This is a genomic window from Ectopseudomonas composti, assembly GCF_900115475.1.
In the GTDB taxonomy this organism is placed as follows: domain Bacteria; phylum Pseudomonadota; class Gammaproteobacteria; order Pseudomonadales; family Pseudomonadaceae; genus Aquipseudomonas; species Aquipseudomonas composti.
Genome location: NZ_FOWP01000013.1, coordinates 48,422 through 64,618, shown reverse-complemented (window position 1 = coordinate 64,618; position 16,197 = coordinate 48,422). Strand labels below are relative to the sequence as shown.

Below are 16,197 nucleotides of genomic sequence, written 5' to 3'. Positions count from 1 at the left end.
TTTTCAGCCCCTACATGTGGAAGGTACTGCCCGTGACTCAGAAGCCCGACCAGTGTCTCGGTGAATGGATCGATCGTGAAGCCCTCGCGGAAGCGATGATTCCGCTGATTGGTCAGCTCTATCGCAACAACAACGTGGTGACCTCGATCTACGGCCGTGGCCTGATCAACCGTTCGGTCATCGACATCCTCAAGGCTCACCGTTTTGCCCGTCACCGCCTGGCTGAAGAAGCTGAGCTGTCGGTGCATGACACCTTCCCCATGCTCAAGGCCATGAGCGAGCTCAAGCTGGGCGCCGCTTCCGTGGACCTGGGCAAGCTGGTTGCCAAGTTCAAGGCCGAAGGCGCTGGCCGTGGCGTCGAGCAGTTCGTCAAGGACGAGCTGGCCGATGTGGTCGGCAAGCAGAACGGCTCTGGCCGTGAAGGCACTGACGTGGTCCTTTACGGTTTCGGCCGTATCGGCCGCCTGCTGGCGCGCATCCTGATCGAGAAGACCGGCGGCGGTGACGGCCTGCGTCTGCGCGCCATCGTCGTGCGCAAGGGCGCGAGCAACGATCTGGTCAAGCGTGCCAGCTTGCTGCGTCGTGACTCGGTGCACGGCAAGTTCAACGGCACCATCACCATCGATGAAGAGAACAACACCCTGACGGCCAACGGCAACCTGATCCAGGTGATCTACGCCAAGGACCCGAAGGAAGTCGATTACACCCAGTACGGCATCAAGAACGCACTGTTGGTGGACAACACCGGCGTATGGCGTGACGCCGAGGGTCTGGGCCAGCACCTGGCCTGCCCGGGTGTCGACCGCGTCGTGCTCACCGCACCTGGCAAGGGCGCGCTGAAGAACATCGTGCACGGCATCAACCACAGCGAAATCACCGCTGAGGACAAGATCATCTCCGCTGCGTCCTGCACCACCAACGCCATCGTGCCGGTGCTCAAGGCGGTCAATGATCAGTACGGCATCGTCAACGGCCACGTCGAGACCGTTCACTCGTACACCAACGACCAGAACCTGATCGACAACTTCCATAAAGGCAGTCGTCGTGGTCGTAGTGCCGCGCTGAACATGGTCATCACCGAAACCGGCGCCGCTACCGCTGCAGCCAAGGCGCTGCCAGTGCTCAAGGGCAAGCTGACCGGCAATGCCATCCGTGTGCCGACGCCGAACGTGTCCATGGCCATCCTCAATCTGAACCTGGAAAAGGCCACCACGCGCGAAGAGATCAACGAGTACCTGCGCCAGATGGCCATGCACTCGGACCTGCAGAAGCAGATCGACTTCGTCAGCTCGCAGGAAGTGGTTTCGACCGACTTCGTCGGTTCGCGCCACGCCGGTGTGGTCGATGCCGAAGCCACTATCGCCAACGATAACCGCGTCGTGCTGTACGTCTGGTACGACAACGAGTTCGGTTACAGCTGCCAGGTGGTGCGCGTGATGGAAGATATGGCTGGGGTCAACCCGCCGGCATTCCCGCGCTAAGCGTCAGGGCTGCAAGAAAAAACGGGAGCTTCGGCTCCCGTTTTTTTATGCGCGCAAACTGGCCCGGTGGAGGGGCGCGAGTTGATATGGATCAGCATCGAGTTTGTTGCGGCCTGTTACCGAAAAGCCAAAAAAAGCAAGTGCTTGGGTGGTCAGTGCCGGGGGGGGTCTTTATAATCAAGCGGATTTTTTACCCAGGTTTGGCGCCTTCCTCCACGCCCGTATCGTATCGGTGTGGTCGGGTCTATTAGACCTTCGGTAGCGCCGCCTGTCCTATAAGAAGCTTTCTAAATCAGTGGTTAGGCAAACCTATGATCAAACTAAAGCATGGGCTTGATTTGCCCATAACGGGTGCGCCGACACAGCGTATCGAGGCCGCCAGGCCCGTACGTAGTGTCGCTGTCATCGGCTTCGACTATCACGGGATGAAGCCGACGATGGAAGTGCAGGTCGGTGATCGGGTCAAGCTCGGTCAGTTACTGTTTACCGACAAGAAAACACCCGGCGTGCGCTATACCGCCCCCGCTGCCGGCGTGATCAGCGCCATTCACCGTGGCGAGAAGCGTGTTCTGCAGTCCGTGGTCATCGATATCGATGGCGACGACCAGGAAACCTTCGCCCAGTACTCGGTCGACCAACTCGACGCGCTGAGCGACGAGCAGGTTCGTGAGAATCTGCAGCAGTCAGGCCTCTGGACTGCGCTGCGTACGCGTCCGTTCAGCAAGGTGCCGGCGCTGGACGCCGTAGCCAGCTCGATCTTCGTTACTGCCGTCGATACGCATCCGCTTGCCGCTGATCCTGCAGTGGTCATCGGCGAACATGCCGCTGATTTTGAAAACGGCCTCAAGGTTCTCGGCAACCTGGCCAAGATTTTCCTGTGCAAGGCCGATGGCGCCAATCTGCCTGGCGAGAAACTGGCCAAGGTCCACAGCGAAGCCTTCGCAGGCCCGCACCCGGCAGGCCTGCCGGGTACTCATATTCACTTCCTCGATCCGGTCAGCATCGGCAAAAGCGTATGGCAGATCGGCTATCAGGACGTGATCGCAGTGGGCAAACTGTTCACCACTGGTCAGCTGTTCGTCGAGCGCGTGGTTGCGCTAGGCGGTCCGGTTGCCGAGCAGCCACGCCTGCTGCGCACCCGTCTCGGTGCCAGCCTGGAAGAACTCACCGCCGGTGAGCTCAAGCCTGGTTTCAATCGTGTGATTTCTGGCTCGGTATTTGGTGGGCGCACCGCTCAGGGCGCATTCGCTTTCCTCGGCCGCTACCACAATCAGGTGTCTTGCCTGGGCGAGGGTAATGATCGCGAGATGATGCATTACCTGCGTGCCGGCGTTAACAAGCACTCGGTACTGAACGTTTTCGTTTCCAAGCTGGCCGGCGCCAAGCTGTTCAACTTCACCACCACCACCAATGGCAGCCCGCGCGCCATGGTGCCGGTCGGTAACTACGAAGCCGTGATGCCGCTGGATATCCTGCCGACGCAACTGTTGCGTTACCTGATCGTCGGCGACACCGAGATGGCCCAGAAACTGGGTTGCCTGGAGCTCGATGAGGAAGATCTGGCGCTGTGCACCTATGTCTGCGCCGGCAAGTATGAATATGGCCCGATCCTGCGGGACAACCTCACCCGCATCGAAAAGGAGGGTTAATCCGTGGGCATTCGTGCATTCCTCGACAAGATCGAGCACAACTTCGAAAAGGGCGGCAAGTACGAGAAGTGGTACGCCCTCTACGAGGCCATCGACACCTTCTTCTATCGTCCTGGCAGCGTGACCAAGACCACCGCTCACGTGCGTGATGGCATCGACCTCAAGCGCATGATGATCACCGTGTGGCTGTGCACCTTCCCGGCCATGTTCTTCGGCATGTGGAACACCGGCTACCAGGCCAACCTGATCTTCGCCCAGAGCCCCGAGCTGCTGGCGAGCCAGGAAGGCTGGCGTTTCGCCCTGATCGGCTCGCTGGCTGGTTTCGATCCGAACAGCCTGTGGGATAACTTCATCCAGGGTGCGGCTTATTTCCTGCCGGTCTACGCGGTGACCTTCATCGTCGGCGGCTTCTGGGAAGTGCTGTTCGCTTCGATCCGCAAGCATGAAGTCAACGAAGGTTTCTTCGTCACTTCCGTGCTGTTCGCCCTGATTCTGCCGCCGAGCATTCCGCTGTGGCAGGTCGCCCTGGGTATCAGCTTCGGCGTGGTGATCGGCAAGGAAGTGTTCGGCGGTACCGGCAAGAACTTCCTCAACCCTGCGCTGACTGGCCGTGCCTTCCTGTTCTTCGCCTATCCGGCACAGATGTCCGGTGACGCGGTATGGACGGCAGTCGACGGTTTCGCCGGCGCTACCTCGCTGAGCCTGGCGGCCAGCGGCGGCATCGAGAACGTGATCAACAACGGCATCACCTGGATGGACGCCTTCGTCGGCACCATTCACGGTTCGATGGGCGAAACCAGCACCCTGGCCATCGCCATCGGCGGCCTGGTCCTGTTGCTGACTCGCATTGCCTCCTGGCGCATCGTCGTCGGTGTGATGCTGGGCATGATCGGCCTGAGCCTGTTGCTCAACCTGATCGGTTCCACCACCAACCCGATGTTCGCCATGCCCTGGTACTGGCATCTGGTCGTTGGTGGCTTCGCCTTTGGCATGTTCTTCATGGCCACCGACCCGGTGTCGGCCTCCATGACCAACACCGGCAAGTGGATCTTCGGCGCCCTGATCGGCGTGATGGTCGTGCTGATCCGTGTGGTCAACCCGGCCTTCCCCGAGGGCATGATGCTGGCGATCCTGTTCGCCAACCTGTTTGCACCGCTGATCGACCACTTCGTCGTTCAAGCCAATATCAAGCGGAGGCTGGCACGCAATGTCTAGTCAAAAAGAATCCACCGTCCGCACGCTGACGGTGGCGGTGCTGGTGTGTCTGGTGTGCTCGGTGTTCGTTGCCGGCGCAGCCATCGCACTGAAACCGACTCAGGTTGAAAACCGTCTGCTGGACAAGCAGCGCAGCATCCTGGCCATCGCCGGCCTGGGTGAGACCGGCATGTCCGCTGCCAAGGTCAAGGAACTGTTCGACACCACCATCACTGCCAAGCTGGTGGATCTGGAGAGCGGCACTTTCTCCGATGCATTCGACCCGGTCACCTTCGATCCGCTCAAGGCCTCCAAGGACCCGAAAACCTCCGAGGCTTTGAAGGGCAGCGAAGACATCGCCGGTATCAAGCGTCAGGAGCGTTACACCACTGTTTATATGGTGGAGAAAGATGGCGAACTCGAAACCCTGATCCTGCCGGTGCGCGGCTATGGTCTGTGGTCGACCCTGCACGGCTTTATCGCGGTGAAAGGGGATCTGAACACTGTCGTGGGCATGGGCTTCTACCAGCATGGCGAGACCCCTGGTCTTGGCGGCGAGGTGGATAACCCGAAATGGAAGGGCCAGTGGCCGGGCAAGACCCTGTTCGACGACAACGACAAGTTGGCCGTACAGGTGGTCAAGGGCGGTGTCGATCCGCAAAGCCCGAACGCTACCCACCAGGTCGATGGCCTGGCTGGCGCCACGCTGACCAGCGTCGGTGTGGACAACCTGCTGAAGTTCTGGCTTGGCCAGAACGGCTTCGGTCCGTTTATCGCTAACCTGCGTGCAGGGGAGGCTTGATCATGTCGCAGCCGACTATTAAAGAAGTCCTGCTCAACCCGATCTTCAACAACAACCCCATTGGCCTGCAGATCCTCGGGATCTGCTCGGCCCTGGCAGTGACCTCGAACCTGCAGACCGCGCTGGTGATGTCCGCCGCGCTGACGCTGGTGACTGGGTTCTCCAACCTGTTCATTTCGATGATTCGCAGCCAGATTCCGGGCTCGATCCGCATGATCGTGCAGATGGTGATCATCGCCTCGCTGGTGATCGTGGTCGATCAGGTGCTCAAGGCCTATGCCTTCAGTCTGTCCAAACAGCTGTCGGTGTTCGTCGGTCTGATCATCACCAACTGCATCGTGATGGGCCGTGCCGAAGCGTTCGCCATGCAGAACCCACCGATGCTGTCGTTTTTCGACGGTATTGGTAACGGTCTGGGCTACAGCGCCATGCTCATCGCCCTGGGCATCATTCGCGAGCTGTTCGGCGCGGGCAAGCTGATGGGCTACGAGATTCTGTCCGTGGTCAACGACGGTGGCTGGTACCAGCCCAACGGCATGCTGCTGCTGCCGCCTTCGGCATTCTTCCTGATCGGTCTGTTCATCTGGGCTATCCGTAGCTGGAAGAAGGATCAGATCGAGGCCAATGCTTACAAGATGGCGCCTCAGGTATCCAGTAAGGAGGCCTATTAATGGAACACTACATCAGCCTGTTCGTCCGCGCGGTGTTCGTCGAGAACATGGCGCTGGCGTTCTTCCTCGGCATGTGTACCTTCATCGCCATCTCCAAGAAGGTGGAAACCGCCATCGGTCTGGGTATCGCCGTGGTCGTGGTGCTCGGTATCACCATGCCGGTGAACAACCTGATCTACGCCAACATCCTCAAGGATGGCGCCTTGGCTTGGGCTGGCATGCCTGAGGTGGACCTGTCCTTCCTCGGCCTGCTGACCTTCATCGGCGTGATCGCGGCCATCGTGCAGATCCTGGAAATGACCCTGGATAAGTACGTGCCCTCGCTGTACAACGCCCTCGGCGTGTTCCTGCCGCTGATCACCGTGAACTGCGCCATCATGGGTGGCTCGCTGTTCATGGTCGAGCGTGACTACAACCTGGCCGAGAGTACCGTTTACGGTATTGGCGCGGGTGTGTCCTGGGCACTGGCCATCGCCGCGCTGGCGGGTATCCGCGAGAAGCTCAAGTACAGCGATGTGCCGGCTGGCCTGCAGGGTCTGGGCATCACCTTCATCACCATCGGTCTGATGTCGCTGGGCTTCATGTCCTTCTCCGGCGTGCAGCTGTAAGGAAAGGATGAACAGATGAATTACGAAATCTTCCTCGCCATCGGCATGTTCACCGCCATCGTTCTCGCGCTGGTGCTGATCATCCTCGCTGCGCGCGCCAAGCTGGTCTCCAGTGGCGATGTGAGCATCGAGATCAACGGCGAAAAAACCATCGTGGTACCGGCCGGCGGCAAGCTGCTGCAAACCCTGGCTGACAACAACGTGTTCCTGTCCTCCGCGTGCGGCGGCGGCGGCACCTGCGCGCAGTGCAAGTGTGTCGTCGAGTCTGGCGGCGGTGAGATGCTGTCTACCGAAGAGTCGCACTTCACCAAGCGCGAGGCCCGTGAGGGCTGGCGCCTGTCCTGCCAGACTCCGGTCAAGCAGGATATGAAGATCGAAGTCCCGGAAGAGGTCTTCGGCGTCAAGAAGTGGGAATGCACCGTCGTTTCCAATCCTAACGTCGCCACCTTCATCAAGGAGCTGACGCTGAAGCTGCCGGAAGGCGAGAACGTCGACTTCCGTGCCGGTGGTTACGTGCAGTTGGAGTGCCCGCCACACACCGTGAACTACAAGGACTTCGACATTCAGGAGGAGTACCGCGGCGACTGGGACAAGTTCAACCAGTGGAAGTACGTGTCCAAGGTCGAGGAGACCGTGATCCGTGCTTATTCCATGGCCAACTACCCGGAAGAGCGCGGCTTGGTGAAGTTCAACATCCGCATCGCCTCGCCGCCCCCCGGCAAGGACGATCTGCCGCCGGGCAAGATGTCTTCCTATGTGTTCAGCCTGAAGCCGGGCGACAAGATCACCGTGTACGGGCCGTTCGGTGAGTTCTTCGCCAAGGACACCGATGCCGAGATGGTCTTCATCGGCGGTGGTGCCGGTATGGCGCCGATGCGTTCGCACATCTTCGACCAGCTCAAGCGCTTGAAATCCACGCGCAAGATCAGCTTTTGGTATGGCGCGCGCTCCATGCGTGAGTCGTTCTACAACGAAGAGTACGATCAGCTGCAGGCCGAGAACCCGAACTTCCAGTGGCATCTGGCACTGTCCGATCCGCAACCCGAAGACAACTGGACCGGCCTCAAGGGCTTCATCCACAACGTGCTGTACGAGAACTACCTGAAGGACCACCCGGCTCCGGAAGATTGCGAGTTCTACATGTGCGGCCCACCCATGATGAACGCCGCCGTGATCAAGATGCTGACCGACCTGGGTGTCGAGCCGGAGAACATCCTCCTCGACGACTTCGGCGGCTAAGCATGAGGTCTGCTGTACTCCAGCCCGTTATCGCTGTCGCCCTGGCGGCAGCCCTAACGGGCTGCTTGCATTCTGAACGGATCGAAGAGTTCGGTGGCCCGACCATGGGCAGCACCTATTCGATCAAATACGTCCGCAGTGAAGGTGTCGCGCCGCAAGCCGAACTCAAGGCCGCGACTGAGGCGATCCTCGCCGAAATCGACCTGCAGATGTCCACCTACCGCGATGACTCGCTGATCGAGCAGTTCAACCGTGCGCCCGCTGGCACCTGCCAGGCCATGCCCAAGGGTGTGCTGGACCTGGTGCGTGCCGGTAATCGCCTGCACGAGGAGAGCCAGGGTTACTTCGACCTGACGCTGGAGCCGCTGCTCGATCTCTGGGGTTTCGGGCCCAAAGGGCAGGGCGAAGCCGTGCCGGATGCCGAGCGTCTGGCCGAAGTGCGTCAGCGGGTTGGCCAACAGCACCTGAAGATCGAAGGCGAGCAGCTGTGCAAGGACGTCGACGTGGAAGTCGACTTCAACAGCATCGCTGCCGGTTACGCTGTCGATCAGATCGTTGCACGCCTGGGCGAGCTGGGCGTCACCAGCTACCTGGTCGAGGCCACCGGCGAGCTCAAGGCAGCAGGCTTCAAGCCCGACGGCAGCCACTGGCGCATCGGCTTGGAAGCGCCGCGCGACGACCAGCGCGTCGCCCAGCGCATCCTGCAGCTCGATGGTTACGGTATTTCCACCTCGGGTGATTACCGCAACTACTTCGAAGAGAACGGCCAGCGCTACTCGCACACGCTCGATCCGCTAACTGGCAAACCGGTCAATCACAAGCTGGCAGCTGTCACGGTGGCAGATCCATCGACCTTGCGCGCCGATGGCTTGTCTACCCTATTGATGGTGCTCGGGCCGGATGCCGGCATGGCTTTCGCCGAGCGCAACGCTATCGCGGCGTTTTTCGTGACGCGTGAGGGCGAGGGCTTCGTCACACATGGCACGACCGCATTCGAGCAGCTATTCGCTGCAGGAGATGAGCAATGACTTTTCTGGTTGTATTTCTGGCCATGGTTCTGGTCGTCGGCATGATGGCCGTCGGCGTGATCATGGGGCGCAAACCCATCGCCGGTTCCTGCGGTGGCATCGCCAACCTGGGCATCGAGAAGGAGTGCTCGATCTGCGGCGGTAGCCGTGAGAAGTGCGAAGAGGTCAATCGCGACCAAAGCGAAGCGCCGGACACCGACCTGGCTTACGACGCAAGCAAGCGCTGAACCAGGCAGTATGCTTTGATAGCCGGCAGCCGCATTCCGCTGTCGGCCCCGCCGAGGGTGCGCCACAAGCGCTCCGGCCTGATCTGAAGGAGTAAACATGGCGGTCTACAACTACGATGTGGTGGTGCTGGGCTCCGGCCCGGCGGGCGAAGGCGCGGCGATGAACGCAGCCAAGGCCGGGCGCAAGGTGGCTGTGGTGGATAATCGTCCGCTGGTCGGTGGCAACTGCACCCACCTGGGCACGATTCCCTCCAAGGCGCTGCGCCATTCGGTGCGGCAGATCATGCAGTTCAATACCAACCCGATGTTCCGCCAGATTGGCGAGCCGCGCTGGTTCTCCTTCCCCGATGTGCTGAAAAGCGCCGAGAAGGTGATCGCCAAGCAGGTCACCTCGCGCACCGGCTACTACGCGCGCAACCGTATCGACACCTATTTCGGTACCGCCAGTTTCGCCGATGAGCACACCGTCGAGGTGGTCTGCATCAACGGTGCAGTCGAGAAGCTGGTGGCCAAGGACGTGGTGATCGCCACAGGTTCGCGCCCGTATCGCCCGGCCGACGTCGATTTTCGCCACCCGCGTATCTACGATAGCGACACCATCCTCAGCATCGGCCATACGCCGCGTCGCCTGATCATCTACGGCGCCGGGGTCATCGGTTGCGAGTACGCGTCGATCTTCAGCGGTCTGGGTGTACTGGTGGACCTGATCGACAACCGTGATCAACTGCTGAGCTTCCTCGACTCGGAAATTTCCGATGCGCTCTCCTACCACCTGCGCAACAACAACGTGCTGATTCGTCACAACGAAGAGTACGAGCGCATCGAGGGGCTGGAGAACGGTGTGATCCTGCACCTGAAGTCGGGCAAGAAGATCAAGGCTGACGCGCTGCTGTGGTGCAACGGGCGTACCGGTAATACCGACCAGCTGGGGCTGGAGAATATCGGCATCAAGGTCAACAGCCGTGGCCAGATTCAGGTCGACGAGCGCTATCGCACCGAAGTCAGCAATATCTATGCGGCTGGCGACGTGATCGGCTGGCCGAGCCTGGCCAGTGCTGCATCCGACCAGGGGCGCTCGGCGGCTGGCAGCATTGTCGATAACGGCAGCTGGCGTTTCGTCGATGACGTGCCGACCGGCATCTACACCATTCCGGAGATCAGCTCGATCGGCAAGAACGAGCGTGAGCTGACCCAGGCCAAGGTGCCTTACGAAGTCGGCAAGGCCTTCTTCAAGGGCATGGCTCGTGCGCAGATCTCGGTGGAGCCGGTGGGTATGCTGAAGATCCTCTTCCACCGCGAGACCCTGGAAGTGCTGGGTGTGCACTGCTTCGGTTATCAGGCATCGGAGATCGTTCACATCGGTCAGGCGATCATGAACCAGAAGGGTGAAGCCAACACCATCAAGTACTTCATCAACACCACGTTCAACTACCCGACCATGGCTGAGGCCTACCGGGTGGCAGCGTTCGATGGCCTCAACCGGCTTTTTTGAGCGGCTCCGGCCGGTGGCCTGAGCCGGTCGGGGAGACAGGCTGGGAGCAGGCTTGCGAATGGCGTTGGCCGAATCGGGAGAGCTTCTAGCGTCTCAGGTGGTAGCAACGAAAAACCGGCCCTTGGGCCGGTTTTTCGTTCTTGAGTGATTGAGTTCGCCGCTCTGTAGGGGGCGCCGTGCGCACCGTGTGAGGAGTTGGTGCGCATGGCGCACCCTACGGGGCTCAGCCGCGCAGCGTCTTCACTGCGAGGCCGGGATAGTCGCTGATGATGCTGTCGACCCCGAAGTCGGCCAAACGGCGCATCAGCGCCGGTTCGTTGACCGTCCAGACCGATACGTGCAGGCCTTGCTTCTGCGCCTTGATCAGGCGTTCCGGAGTGCACAGGGTCCAGTTCAGCGCCAGTAGATGGCAGCCGTAATGCGCCGCGACTTTCAGTGGGTCGAGCCAGGCGTATTCGGCGACCAGGCCGAGCTGCAGGTGCGGAGTCAGCTCGCGTGCTGCCTTGAGCACTTCGCGTGAGCTGGAGGTGATGGTGATCTGCTCACGCAGGCCGAAGCGCTCGACGAGCTCGGCAATGGCCAGCACGGTTCGTGCTGCGCGGACTTTCGAGGCGCTTTTCACCTCCAACTGCCAGTGTTCGAACGGGCACTGCTCGAACAGCTCTTCCAGTCGTGGAATGGGGCAGGGGCGTACCCAGCCCGGGCCGCCCTTGCGCGCGTCGTATTGGCTCAGGTCGGCGGCATCGTGCTCGACCACCTTGCCGCGCAGGCCCGTGGTGCGCTTCAGGGTGGGGTCATGGATCACCATCAGCTCACCGTCGCATGACAGGTGCAGGTCCAGCTCGCAACGATTGACGCCATGTTCCAGGCAGCGCTGGAAGCTGGCGAGGGTGTTTTCCGGGGCTTCGCCCTTGGCGCCGCGATGGCCGTAGATGAGAGTCACTGTTGCTCCTTGACGGTGTCGAGGTGGCGCGGCCAATGCTGGCGCACGCTGTTGATCACGTGATCGTATTCGAAATAGACGCTGAACTCGCGGTAGTCCCAGCGGGTGATGGGCGGTTGGCCAACAGGTTTGTGTTCTTCGTCAGCCAGGCCGAAGCGCTCCAGCACCGAGCGTTTCGATTGGCCGAGCTGAGGCAGGTTGCGGCTATCGATATCCGCACCCTGGTCGCCGAGGGGAATGGTCAGGGTGTCGGCGAACAGTGGCGGGGTGATGAGCAGGGTGAACAGCAGAGCGAAGCGATGCATGGCGATTCCTTGGCGGCGTTCATTCGCGGGCCTGGCGACGTTCCAGAGCCTGTTTCTGCAGGATATGCCGGGCCAGCAATTGGCGCTGTGCGTCGGTCAACGCTTCGAACTCGGTGCCGATCTCGTACTGCCCATCCTGGCGTGCACAGCAGTGCACGACGTGCGCGCGCAGTAGCAAGCCCAGCGCCTGCGGCATCAGCACCATCTTGATCGCCAGGTGGCTTCCCGGTGCTACGGCCTGGGCGTGATTGAAGCTGATGCCGCCTTCGGACAGCGACACCTGGCGTGGTGCGCCGATGTCGCGCAGCAGGCTTTGCGCCACGGCCTGACCAAGCAGATCGATGCGCTTGTTGATCACCTTCAGGTAGTTGGCCAGCGTACGGTCGCGCTCGCTGATATGGCGTAGCAGGTGCTGCGACTCGAAGTCCATCAGGTGCAGATCGCTGAGCAGATTGAACAGCGGTGAAGCATCGTGAAGCACTTCGCTGGAGTGGGCCGCTGCACCGGATAACAGGCTGAATTCCAGTGCGATCGTATCCTCGATACGATAGTATTCCCGGCGATCATCTACATCGTATGTCGACATGGCGAACCCATGACAGCAGTGGTGGTCAGAGAACTCGTTGACGATCCGGCACGTAGCGGGCTCGAACTGGTTCTGAGTGTAAGGCCGCTAGCCAGGGCCCGCCACAAGGACGTTCCTTTTTCCCCTGACCTTTCCCCGACATGTTCAGACCTCTGTTCGTATTCATCGGTACGCGTTACACGCGGGCCAAGCGCCGCAACCACTTCGTATCCTTCATTTCCCTGACGTCCATGCTCGGCCTCACCCTGGGGGTGATGGTGATGATTCTGGTGCTGTCGGTCATGAACGGTTTCGACCACGAGATGCGCACCCGCGTCTTGGGCATGATTCCGCATGCCACGGTCGAGTCGCCCACGCCGATCAGCGACTGGCAGGCCCTGGCGCGCCAGGTGGAGCGCCATCCGCGCGTCGAGGCGCTGGCGCCCTTCACCCAGATGCAGGGCTTGCTGACGCACGATGGCAAGGTGCAGAAAGTGTTGATCAATGCCATCGACCCCGAGCAGGAGCGCAAGGTGTCGATCATCGACGGCTTCTTCCAGCAGGGCAGTCTCGACAGCTTGCAGCCGGGCGACTTCGCCATGGTCATCGGCGACAAGGCGGCGGCCAAGCTCGGCCTCAAGCTCGGTGACAAGGTCACCTTCGTCGCGCCCGAGGTCACCGTGACCCCGGCCGGCATGTTCCCGCGCCTGAAGCGCTTTACCGTCAGCGGCATCTTCCATGTTGGCGCCGGCGAGATCGACGGCGCCCTGGCGCTGGCCAATATCAGCGACCTGGCGCGCCTGCAGCGCTGGAAACCGGACCAGGTGCAGGGCCTGCGCCTGAAGTTCGATGATCTGTTCCAGGCGCCACGTAGCGCCTGGGAGATCGCCCAGAGCCTCGGTGGTGATTTCTACGCCCGCGACTGGACCCGTACTCACGGCAACCTGTATCAGGCCATTCGCATGGAGAAGACCATGATCGGTCTGCTCCTGCTGCTGATCGTCGCAGTGGCCGCATTCAACATCATCTCCACGCTGGTGATGGTGGTGACCGACAAGAAAGGTGACATCGCCATCCTGCGTACTCTCGGCGCTACGCCGCGGCAGATCATGGCCATCTTCATGGTGCAGGGCACCGTGATTGGCGTGGTCGGCACCTTCATCGGCGCGCTGCTGGGCATTCTCGCGGCGCTGAACATCAGCAGCCTGATCGCCGGCATCGAGCGCCTGCTGGGCATCAAGTTTCTCAATGCCGATGTCTATTTCATCGATTACCTGCCTTCGCAACTGCAGAGTGCCGACGTGGTGATGGTCTGTACCGCGGCGTTGCTGCTGAGCTTCTTCGCTACCCTGTATCCGGCCTGGCGCGCCGCGCGTACCCAGCCTGCCGAGGCCCTGCGCTATGAGTGAGTCCATGAATCAGAACGCCATGAAACAGCACAACGCCGTGCTCAGTTGCCGCAATCTGAGCAAGCGTTACGACGAAGGCCCCGAGTCGGTAGTTGTGCTCGATGGGCTCGAGCTGGAACTCTTCCCAGGCGAGCGCGTGGCCATCGTCGGTAGCTCCGGTTCCGGTAAAAGCACCCTGCTGAACATGCTCGGCGGCCTGGATACGCCCAGCGAGGGCAGTGTCTGGCTGGCTGGCGAGCAACTGTCGGCACTGAGCGAGACCGCACGTGGCCTGCTGCGCAACCGTGCACTGGGCTTCGTTTACCAGTTTCACCACCTGCTGGCCGAGTTCACCGCGCTGGAGAACGTCTGCATGCCGCTGTTGATTGGCAAGACGTCGATTGCCGAGGCGCGTCAGCGCGCGACGGCGTTGCTGGAACGGGTAGGCCTGGGGCATCGCCTCAATCACAAGCCGTCCGAGCTATCCGGTGGCGAGCGTCAGCGCGTGGCGATCGCCCGCGCCTTGGTCAACCGTCCGGGGTTGGTGCTGCTCGATGAGCCGACCGGCAACCTCGATCAGCACACCGCCGAAGGTATTCAGGAGCTGATGCGCGAGCTCAGCCGCGACTCCAAGACTGCGTTCCTGGTGGTGACCCACGACATGCAACTGGCACGGCAGATGGATCGCGTGCTCAGCCTGCAGGACGGCAAGCTGGTGACCCTCTGATGTTTCGTCCGCTGAGTATCTTCATCGGCGCTCGCTACACACGGGCCAAGCGCCGCAATCATTTCATCTCCTTCATTTCGCTGACCTCGATGATCGGTCTGGCGCTCGGCGTGCTGGCGATGATCGTGGTGCTGTCGGTGATGAACGGTTTCCAGAAGGAGATGAGCTCGCGCATTCTCGGTATGGTGCCGCACGCCATGCTCTACGGTGCCGAGCCTGTCACCGATTGGCGTGCCTTGGCAGACAAGGCCATGGGCAACCCGCAGGTACAGGCCGCTGCGCCCTATGCCGAGCTGGAGGGCATGCTTTCTCATCGCGGGCTGATGCAGCCGATCCAGATTCACGGTATCGATCCGGCGGAAGAGGACAAGGTGTCGATCCTGCCTGAGCACATCCGCCAGGGCAGCCTGAACAACTTGCAGCCCGGCGAGTTCGGCGTAGTGATCGGCGATATCACCGCACGGCGCTTCGGCCTGCAGGTGGGTGACAAGCTGACCTTGATCATCCCCGAGCTGAGCAGCGCGCCTGGCGGCGTTACCCCGCGCATGCAGCGTCTGAACGTTGCTGCGGTGTTCAAGGTTGGCGCTGAACTGGACAGTTCGCTGGCGCTGATCAACGTCGTCGATGCCGCCGCCATGCAGCGTTTGCCGGATGGCACGGTGCCGGGCATTCGCCTGGCGCTGAAGGATCTGTATCAGGCGCCGCAGGTATCCAAGGCGCTGGTCGCCGAGCTGGGCGCGGGTTACCGTGCCGACGACTGGACCCACACCCAGGGTAGCCTGTTCAGTGCGATGAAGATGGAGAAGACCATGATCGGTCTGCTTCTGCTGCTGATCGTCGCTGTAGCGGCGTTCAACATCATTGCCACCCTGATCATGGTGGTTGCCGACAAGGGCGGCGATATCGCCATCCTGCGCACCCTGGGTGCCACGCCGCGACAGATCATGGCCGTCTTCATGGTGCAGGGCTCGGTCATCGGCCTGGTCGGCACACTGATCGGCACGGTGCTCGGTGTGCTGGCTGCGCTCAATGTCAGTGCGCTGGTGGCCTGGCTGGAATCGTTCGCAGGGCAGCAGGTGATGAGCTCTGACGTGTACTTCATCAGCAGCCTGCCATCGGACTTGCAGTGGCTGGACGTGGCGCTGATCTGTTCGGCAGCGTTGATCCTCAGCTTCCTCGCCACGCTCTATCCCTCATGGCGGGCGGCGCAGGTACAACCGGCCGAAGCGCTACGTTACGAGTAAGAACGAAAAGCCGTCGAATTCGACGGCTTTTTCTTTTCAGTGGCGTTCCAGTCGGCGCTTTTCCTGGCGTTTGCGCCAACTGCGCTGGACCCACCAGCGCCAGTAGAGCGTGGTCAGCGCATAGCCCAATACCGCAAGAATCAATCCCGCGACGAAGGACCCCAGGTACAGCGGCTTCCACAGTACCGCGACCTCGGCGGTGATCCATTCCAGGCTCAGGGTTTGCGGCATGCGTACCGGAGGTGTTTGCATGATCCACGCGCCCAGTTTGTAGGTGCAGTAGAAAACCGGCGGCATGGTGATAGGGTTGGTCAGCCAGACCAGGCCGATGGAAATCGGCAGATTGGCGCGTAACGGGATGGCTACTGCGGCGGCTGCCAACATCTGCATCGGCATCGGAATCATCGCCCAGAACAGGCCGATGGCCATGCCACGGGCTACTGAGTGGCGGTTGAGATGCCAGAGATTGGGGTCGTGAATCAGTTTGCCGAGAAAGCGCAGGGACTTGTTACCCTTGATGCTGTCAGGGTTGGGCATGTAGCGCTTGAATAAACGACGCGGCATGAAGAGTCTCTGGGCAGGCAAAAGCGCGGATATTATGCACGGAATCGCCATCGCCAGCGTTTTCATATTG

17 protein-coding genes are annotated in these 16,197 nt (G+C 61.0%); 13 read left to right on the top strand and 4 right to left on the bottom strand.

All coding sequences use genetic code 11. The features are described 5' to 3' along the window. Nucleotides 1–14 precede the first annotated feature (14 nt). The 10 genes from BM059_RS20310 (at nucleotide 15) to sthA (ending at nucleotide 10,391) form a co-directional block, all read left to right on the top strand. On the top strand, nucleotides 15–1,481 hold the full coding sequence (locus BM059_RS20310) for a glyceraldehyde-3-phosphate dehydrogenase (RefSeq protein ID WP_037000348.1): 1,467 nt from the start codon (nucleotides 15–17) through the stop codon (nucleotides 1,479–1,481). A gap of 311 nt (nucleotides 1,482–1,792) precedes the next feature. Continuing rightward, nucleotides 1,793–3,130 (top strand): Na(+)-translocating NADH-quinone reductase subunit A, encoded by a 1,338-nt coding sequence (locus BM059_RS20305; RefSeq protein WP_074941118.1) that lies wholly within the window; start codon nucleotides 1,793–1,795, stop codon nucleotides 3,128–3,130. 3 nt (nucleotides 3,131–3,133) lie between these two features. Next, nucleotides 3,134–4,345, top strand: a complete 1,212-nt coding sequence (locus BM059_RS20300; RefSeq protein ID WP_037000345.1) for an NADH:ubiquinone reductase (Na(+)-transporting) subunit B — start codon at nucleotides 3,134–3,136, stop codon at nucleotides 4,343–4,345. Then, nucleotides 4,338–5,126, top strand: coding sequence for a Na(+)-translocating NADH-quinone reductase subunit C (locus BM059_RS20295; protein WP_074941117.1), 789 nt, complete (start codon nucleotides 4,338–4,340; stop codon nucleotides 5,124–5,126). Before BM059_RS20300 ends, BM059_RS20295 begins: the two co-directional genes overlap by 8 nt. Beyond that, entirely contained in the window at nucleotides 5,123–5,797 is a 675-nt protein-coding gene (locus BM059_RS20290) for an NADH:ubiquinone reductase (Na(+)-transporting) subunit D (RefSeq protein ID WP_179528178.1), read from the top strand. The genes BM059_RS20295 and BM059_RS20290 overlap by 4 nt, the downstream gene beginning before the upstream one ends. Next, complete coding sequence (gene nqrE / locus BM059_RS20285; RefSeq protein WP_037000339.1) at nucleotides 5,797–6,405, top strand: NADH:ubiquinone reductase (Na(+)-transporting) subunit E; 609 nt, start codon at nucleotides 5,797–5,799, stop codon at nucleotides 6,403–6,405. Before BM059_RS20290 ends, nqrE begins: the two co-directional genes overlap by 1 nt. Nucleotides 6,406–6,420: 15 nt before the next feature. Beyond that, a complete protein-coding gene (nqrF, locus tag BM059_RS20280) occupies nucleotides 6,421–7,644 on the top strand; it encodes an NADH:ubiquinone reductase (Na(+)-transporting) subunit F (protein WP_074941116.1) in 1,224 nt (407 codons plus the stop codon). Between the two features lie 104 nt (nucleotides 7,645–7,748). Next, nucleotides 7,749–8,672: an FAD:protein FMN transferase gene (locus BM059_RS20275; protein WP_074941115.1), complete on the top strand. Its 924-nt coding sequence runs from the start codon at nucleotides 7,749–7,751 to the stop codon at nucleotides 8,670–8,672. Continuing rightward, nucleotides 8,669–8,899: a (Na+)-NQR maturation NqrM gene (gene nqrM, locus BM059_RS20270; RefSeq protein ID WP_037000333.1), complete on the top strand. Its 231-nt coding sequence runs from the start codon at nucleotides 8,669–8,671 to the stop codon at nucleotides 8,897–8,899. Before BM059_RS20275 ends, nqrM begins: the two co-directional genes overlap by 4 nt. A gap of 97 nt (nucleotides 8,900–8,996) precedes the next feature. Continuing rightward, nucleotides 8,997–10,391, top strand: coding sequence for a Si-specific NAD(P)(+) transhydrogenase (gene sthA, locus BM059_RS20265; RefSeq protein ID WP_037000331.1), 1,395 nt, complete (start codon nucleotides 8,997–8,999; stop codon nucleotides 10,389–10,391). A gap of 223 nt (nucleotides 10,392–10,614) precedes the next feature. On the opposite strand, the gene BM059_RS20260 is transcribed toward sthA, so the two are convergent. The 3 genes from BM059_RS20260 to BM059_RS20250 are packed head-to-tail and all read right to left on the bottom strand — an operon-like array spanning nucleotide 10,615 to nucleotide 12,225. Then, nucleotides 10,615–11,334, bottom strand: a complete 720-nt coding sequence (locus tag BM059_RS20260) for a glycerophosphodiester phosphodiesterase (protein ID WP_037000330.1) — start codon at nucleotides 11,332–11,334, stop codon at nucleotides 10,615–10,617. After that, complete coding sequence (locus tag BM059_RS20255) at nucleotides 11,331–11,639, bottom strand: phosphodiesterase (RefSeq protein WP_074941114.1); 309 nt, start codon at nucleotides 11,637–11,639, stop codon at nucleotides 11,331–11,333. The genes BM059_RS20260 and BM059_RS20255 overlap by 4 nt, the downstream gene beginning before the upstream one ends. 19 nt (nucleotides 11,640–11,658) lie before the next feature. After that, nucleotides 11,659–12,225, bottom strand: coding sequence for a PilZ domain-containing protein (locus BM059_RS20250; protein WP_074941113.1), 567 nt, complete (start codon nucleotides 12,223–12,225; stop codon nucleotides 11,659–11,661). A gap of 140 nt (nucleotides 12,226–12,365) precedes the next feature. Between BM059_RS20250 and BM059_RS20245 the strand changes: the two genes are divergently transcribed. The 3 genes from BM059_RS20245 to BM059_RS20235 are packed head-to-tail and all read left to right on the top strand — an operon-like array spanning nucleotide 12,366 to nucleotide 15,563. Next, a complete protein-coding gene (locus BM059_RS20245; protein ID WP_037000326.1) occupies nucleotides 12,366–13,613 on the top strand; it encodes a lipoprotein-releasing ABC transporter permease subunit in 1,248 nt (415 codons plus the stop codon). A gap of 4 nt (nucleotides 13,614–13,617) precedes the next feature. After that, entirely contained in the window at nucleotides 13,618–14,319 is a 702-nt protein-coding gene (gene lolD, locus BM059_RS20240) for a lipoprotein-releasing ABC transporter ATP-binding protein LolD (protein WP_037000325.1), read from the top strand. Next, nucleotides 14,319–15,563 (top strand): lipoprotein-releasing ABC transporter permease subunit, encoded by a 1,245-nt coding sequence (locus BM059_RS20235; RefSeq protein ID WP_074941112.1) that lies wholly within the window; start codon nucleotides 14,319–14,321, stop codon nucleotides 15,561–15,563. The genes lolD and BM059_RS20235 overlap by 1 nt, the downstream gene beginning before the upstream one ends. Nucleotides 15,564–15,599: 36 nt before the next feature. Here the strand turns inward: BM059_RS20235 and BM059_RS20230 are convergent, their stop codons facing one another. Continuing rightward, complete coding sequence (locus BM059_RS20230; RefSeq protein WP_037000323.1) at nucleotides 15,600–16,127, bottom strand: DUF2062 domain-containing protein; 528 nt, start codon at nucleotides 16,125–16,127, stop codon at nucleotides 15,600–15,602. Nucleotides 16,128–16,197 lie beyond the last annotated feature (70 nt).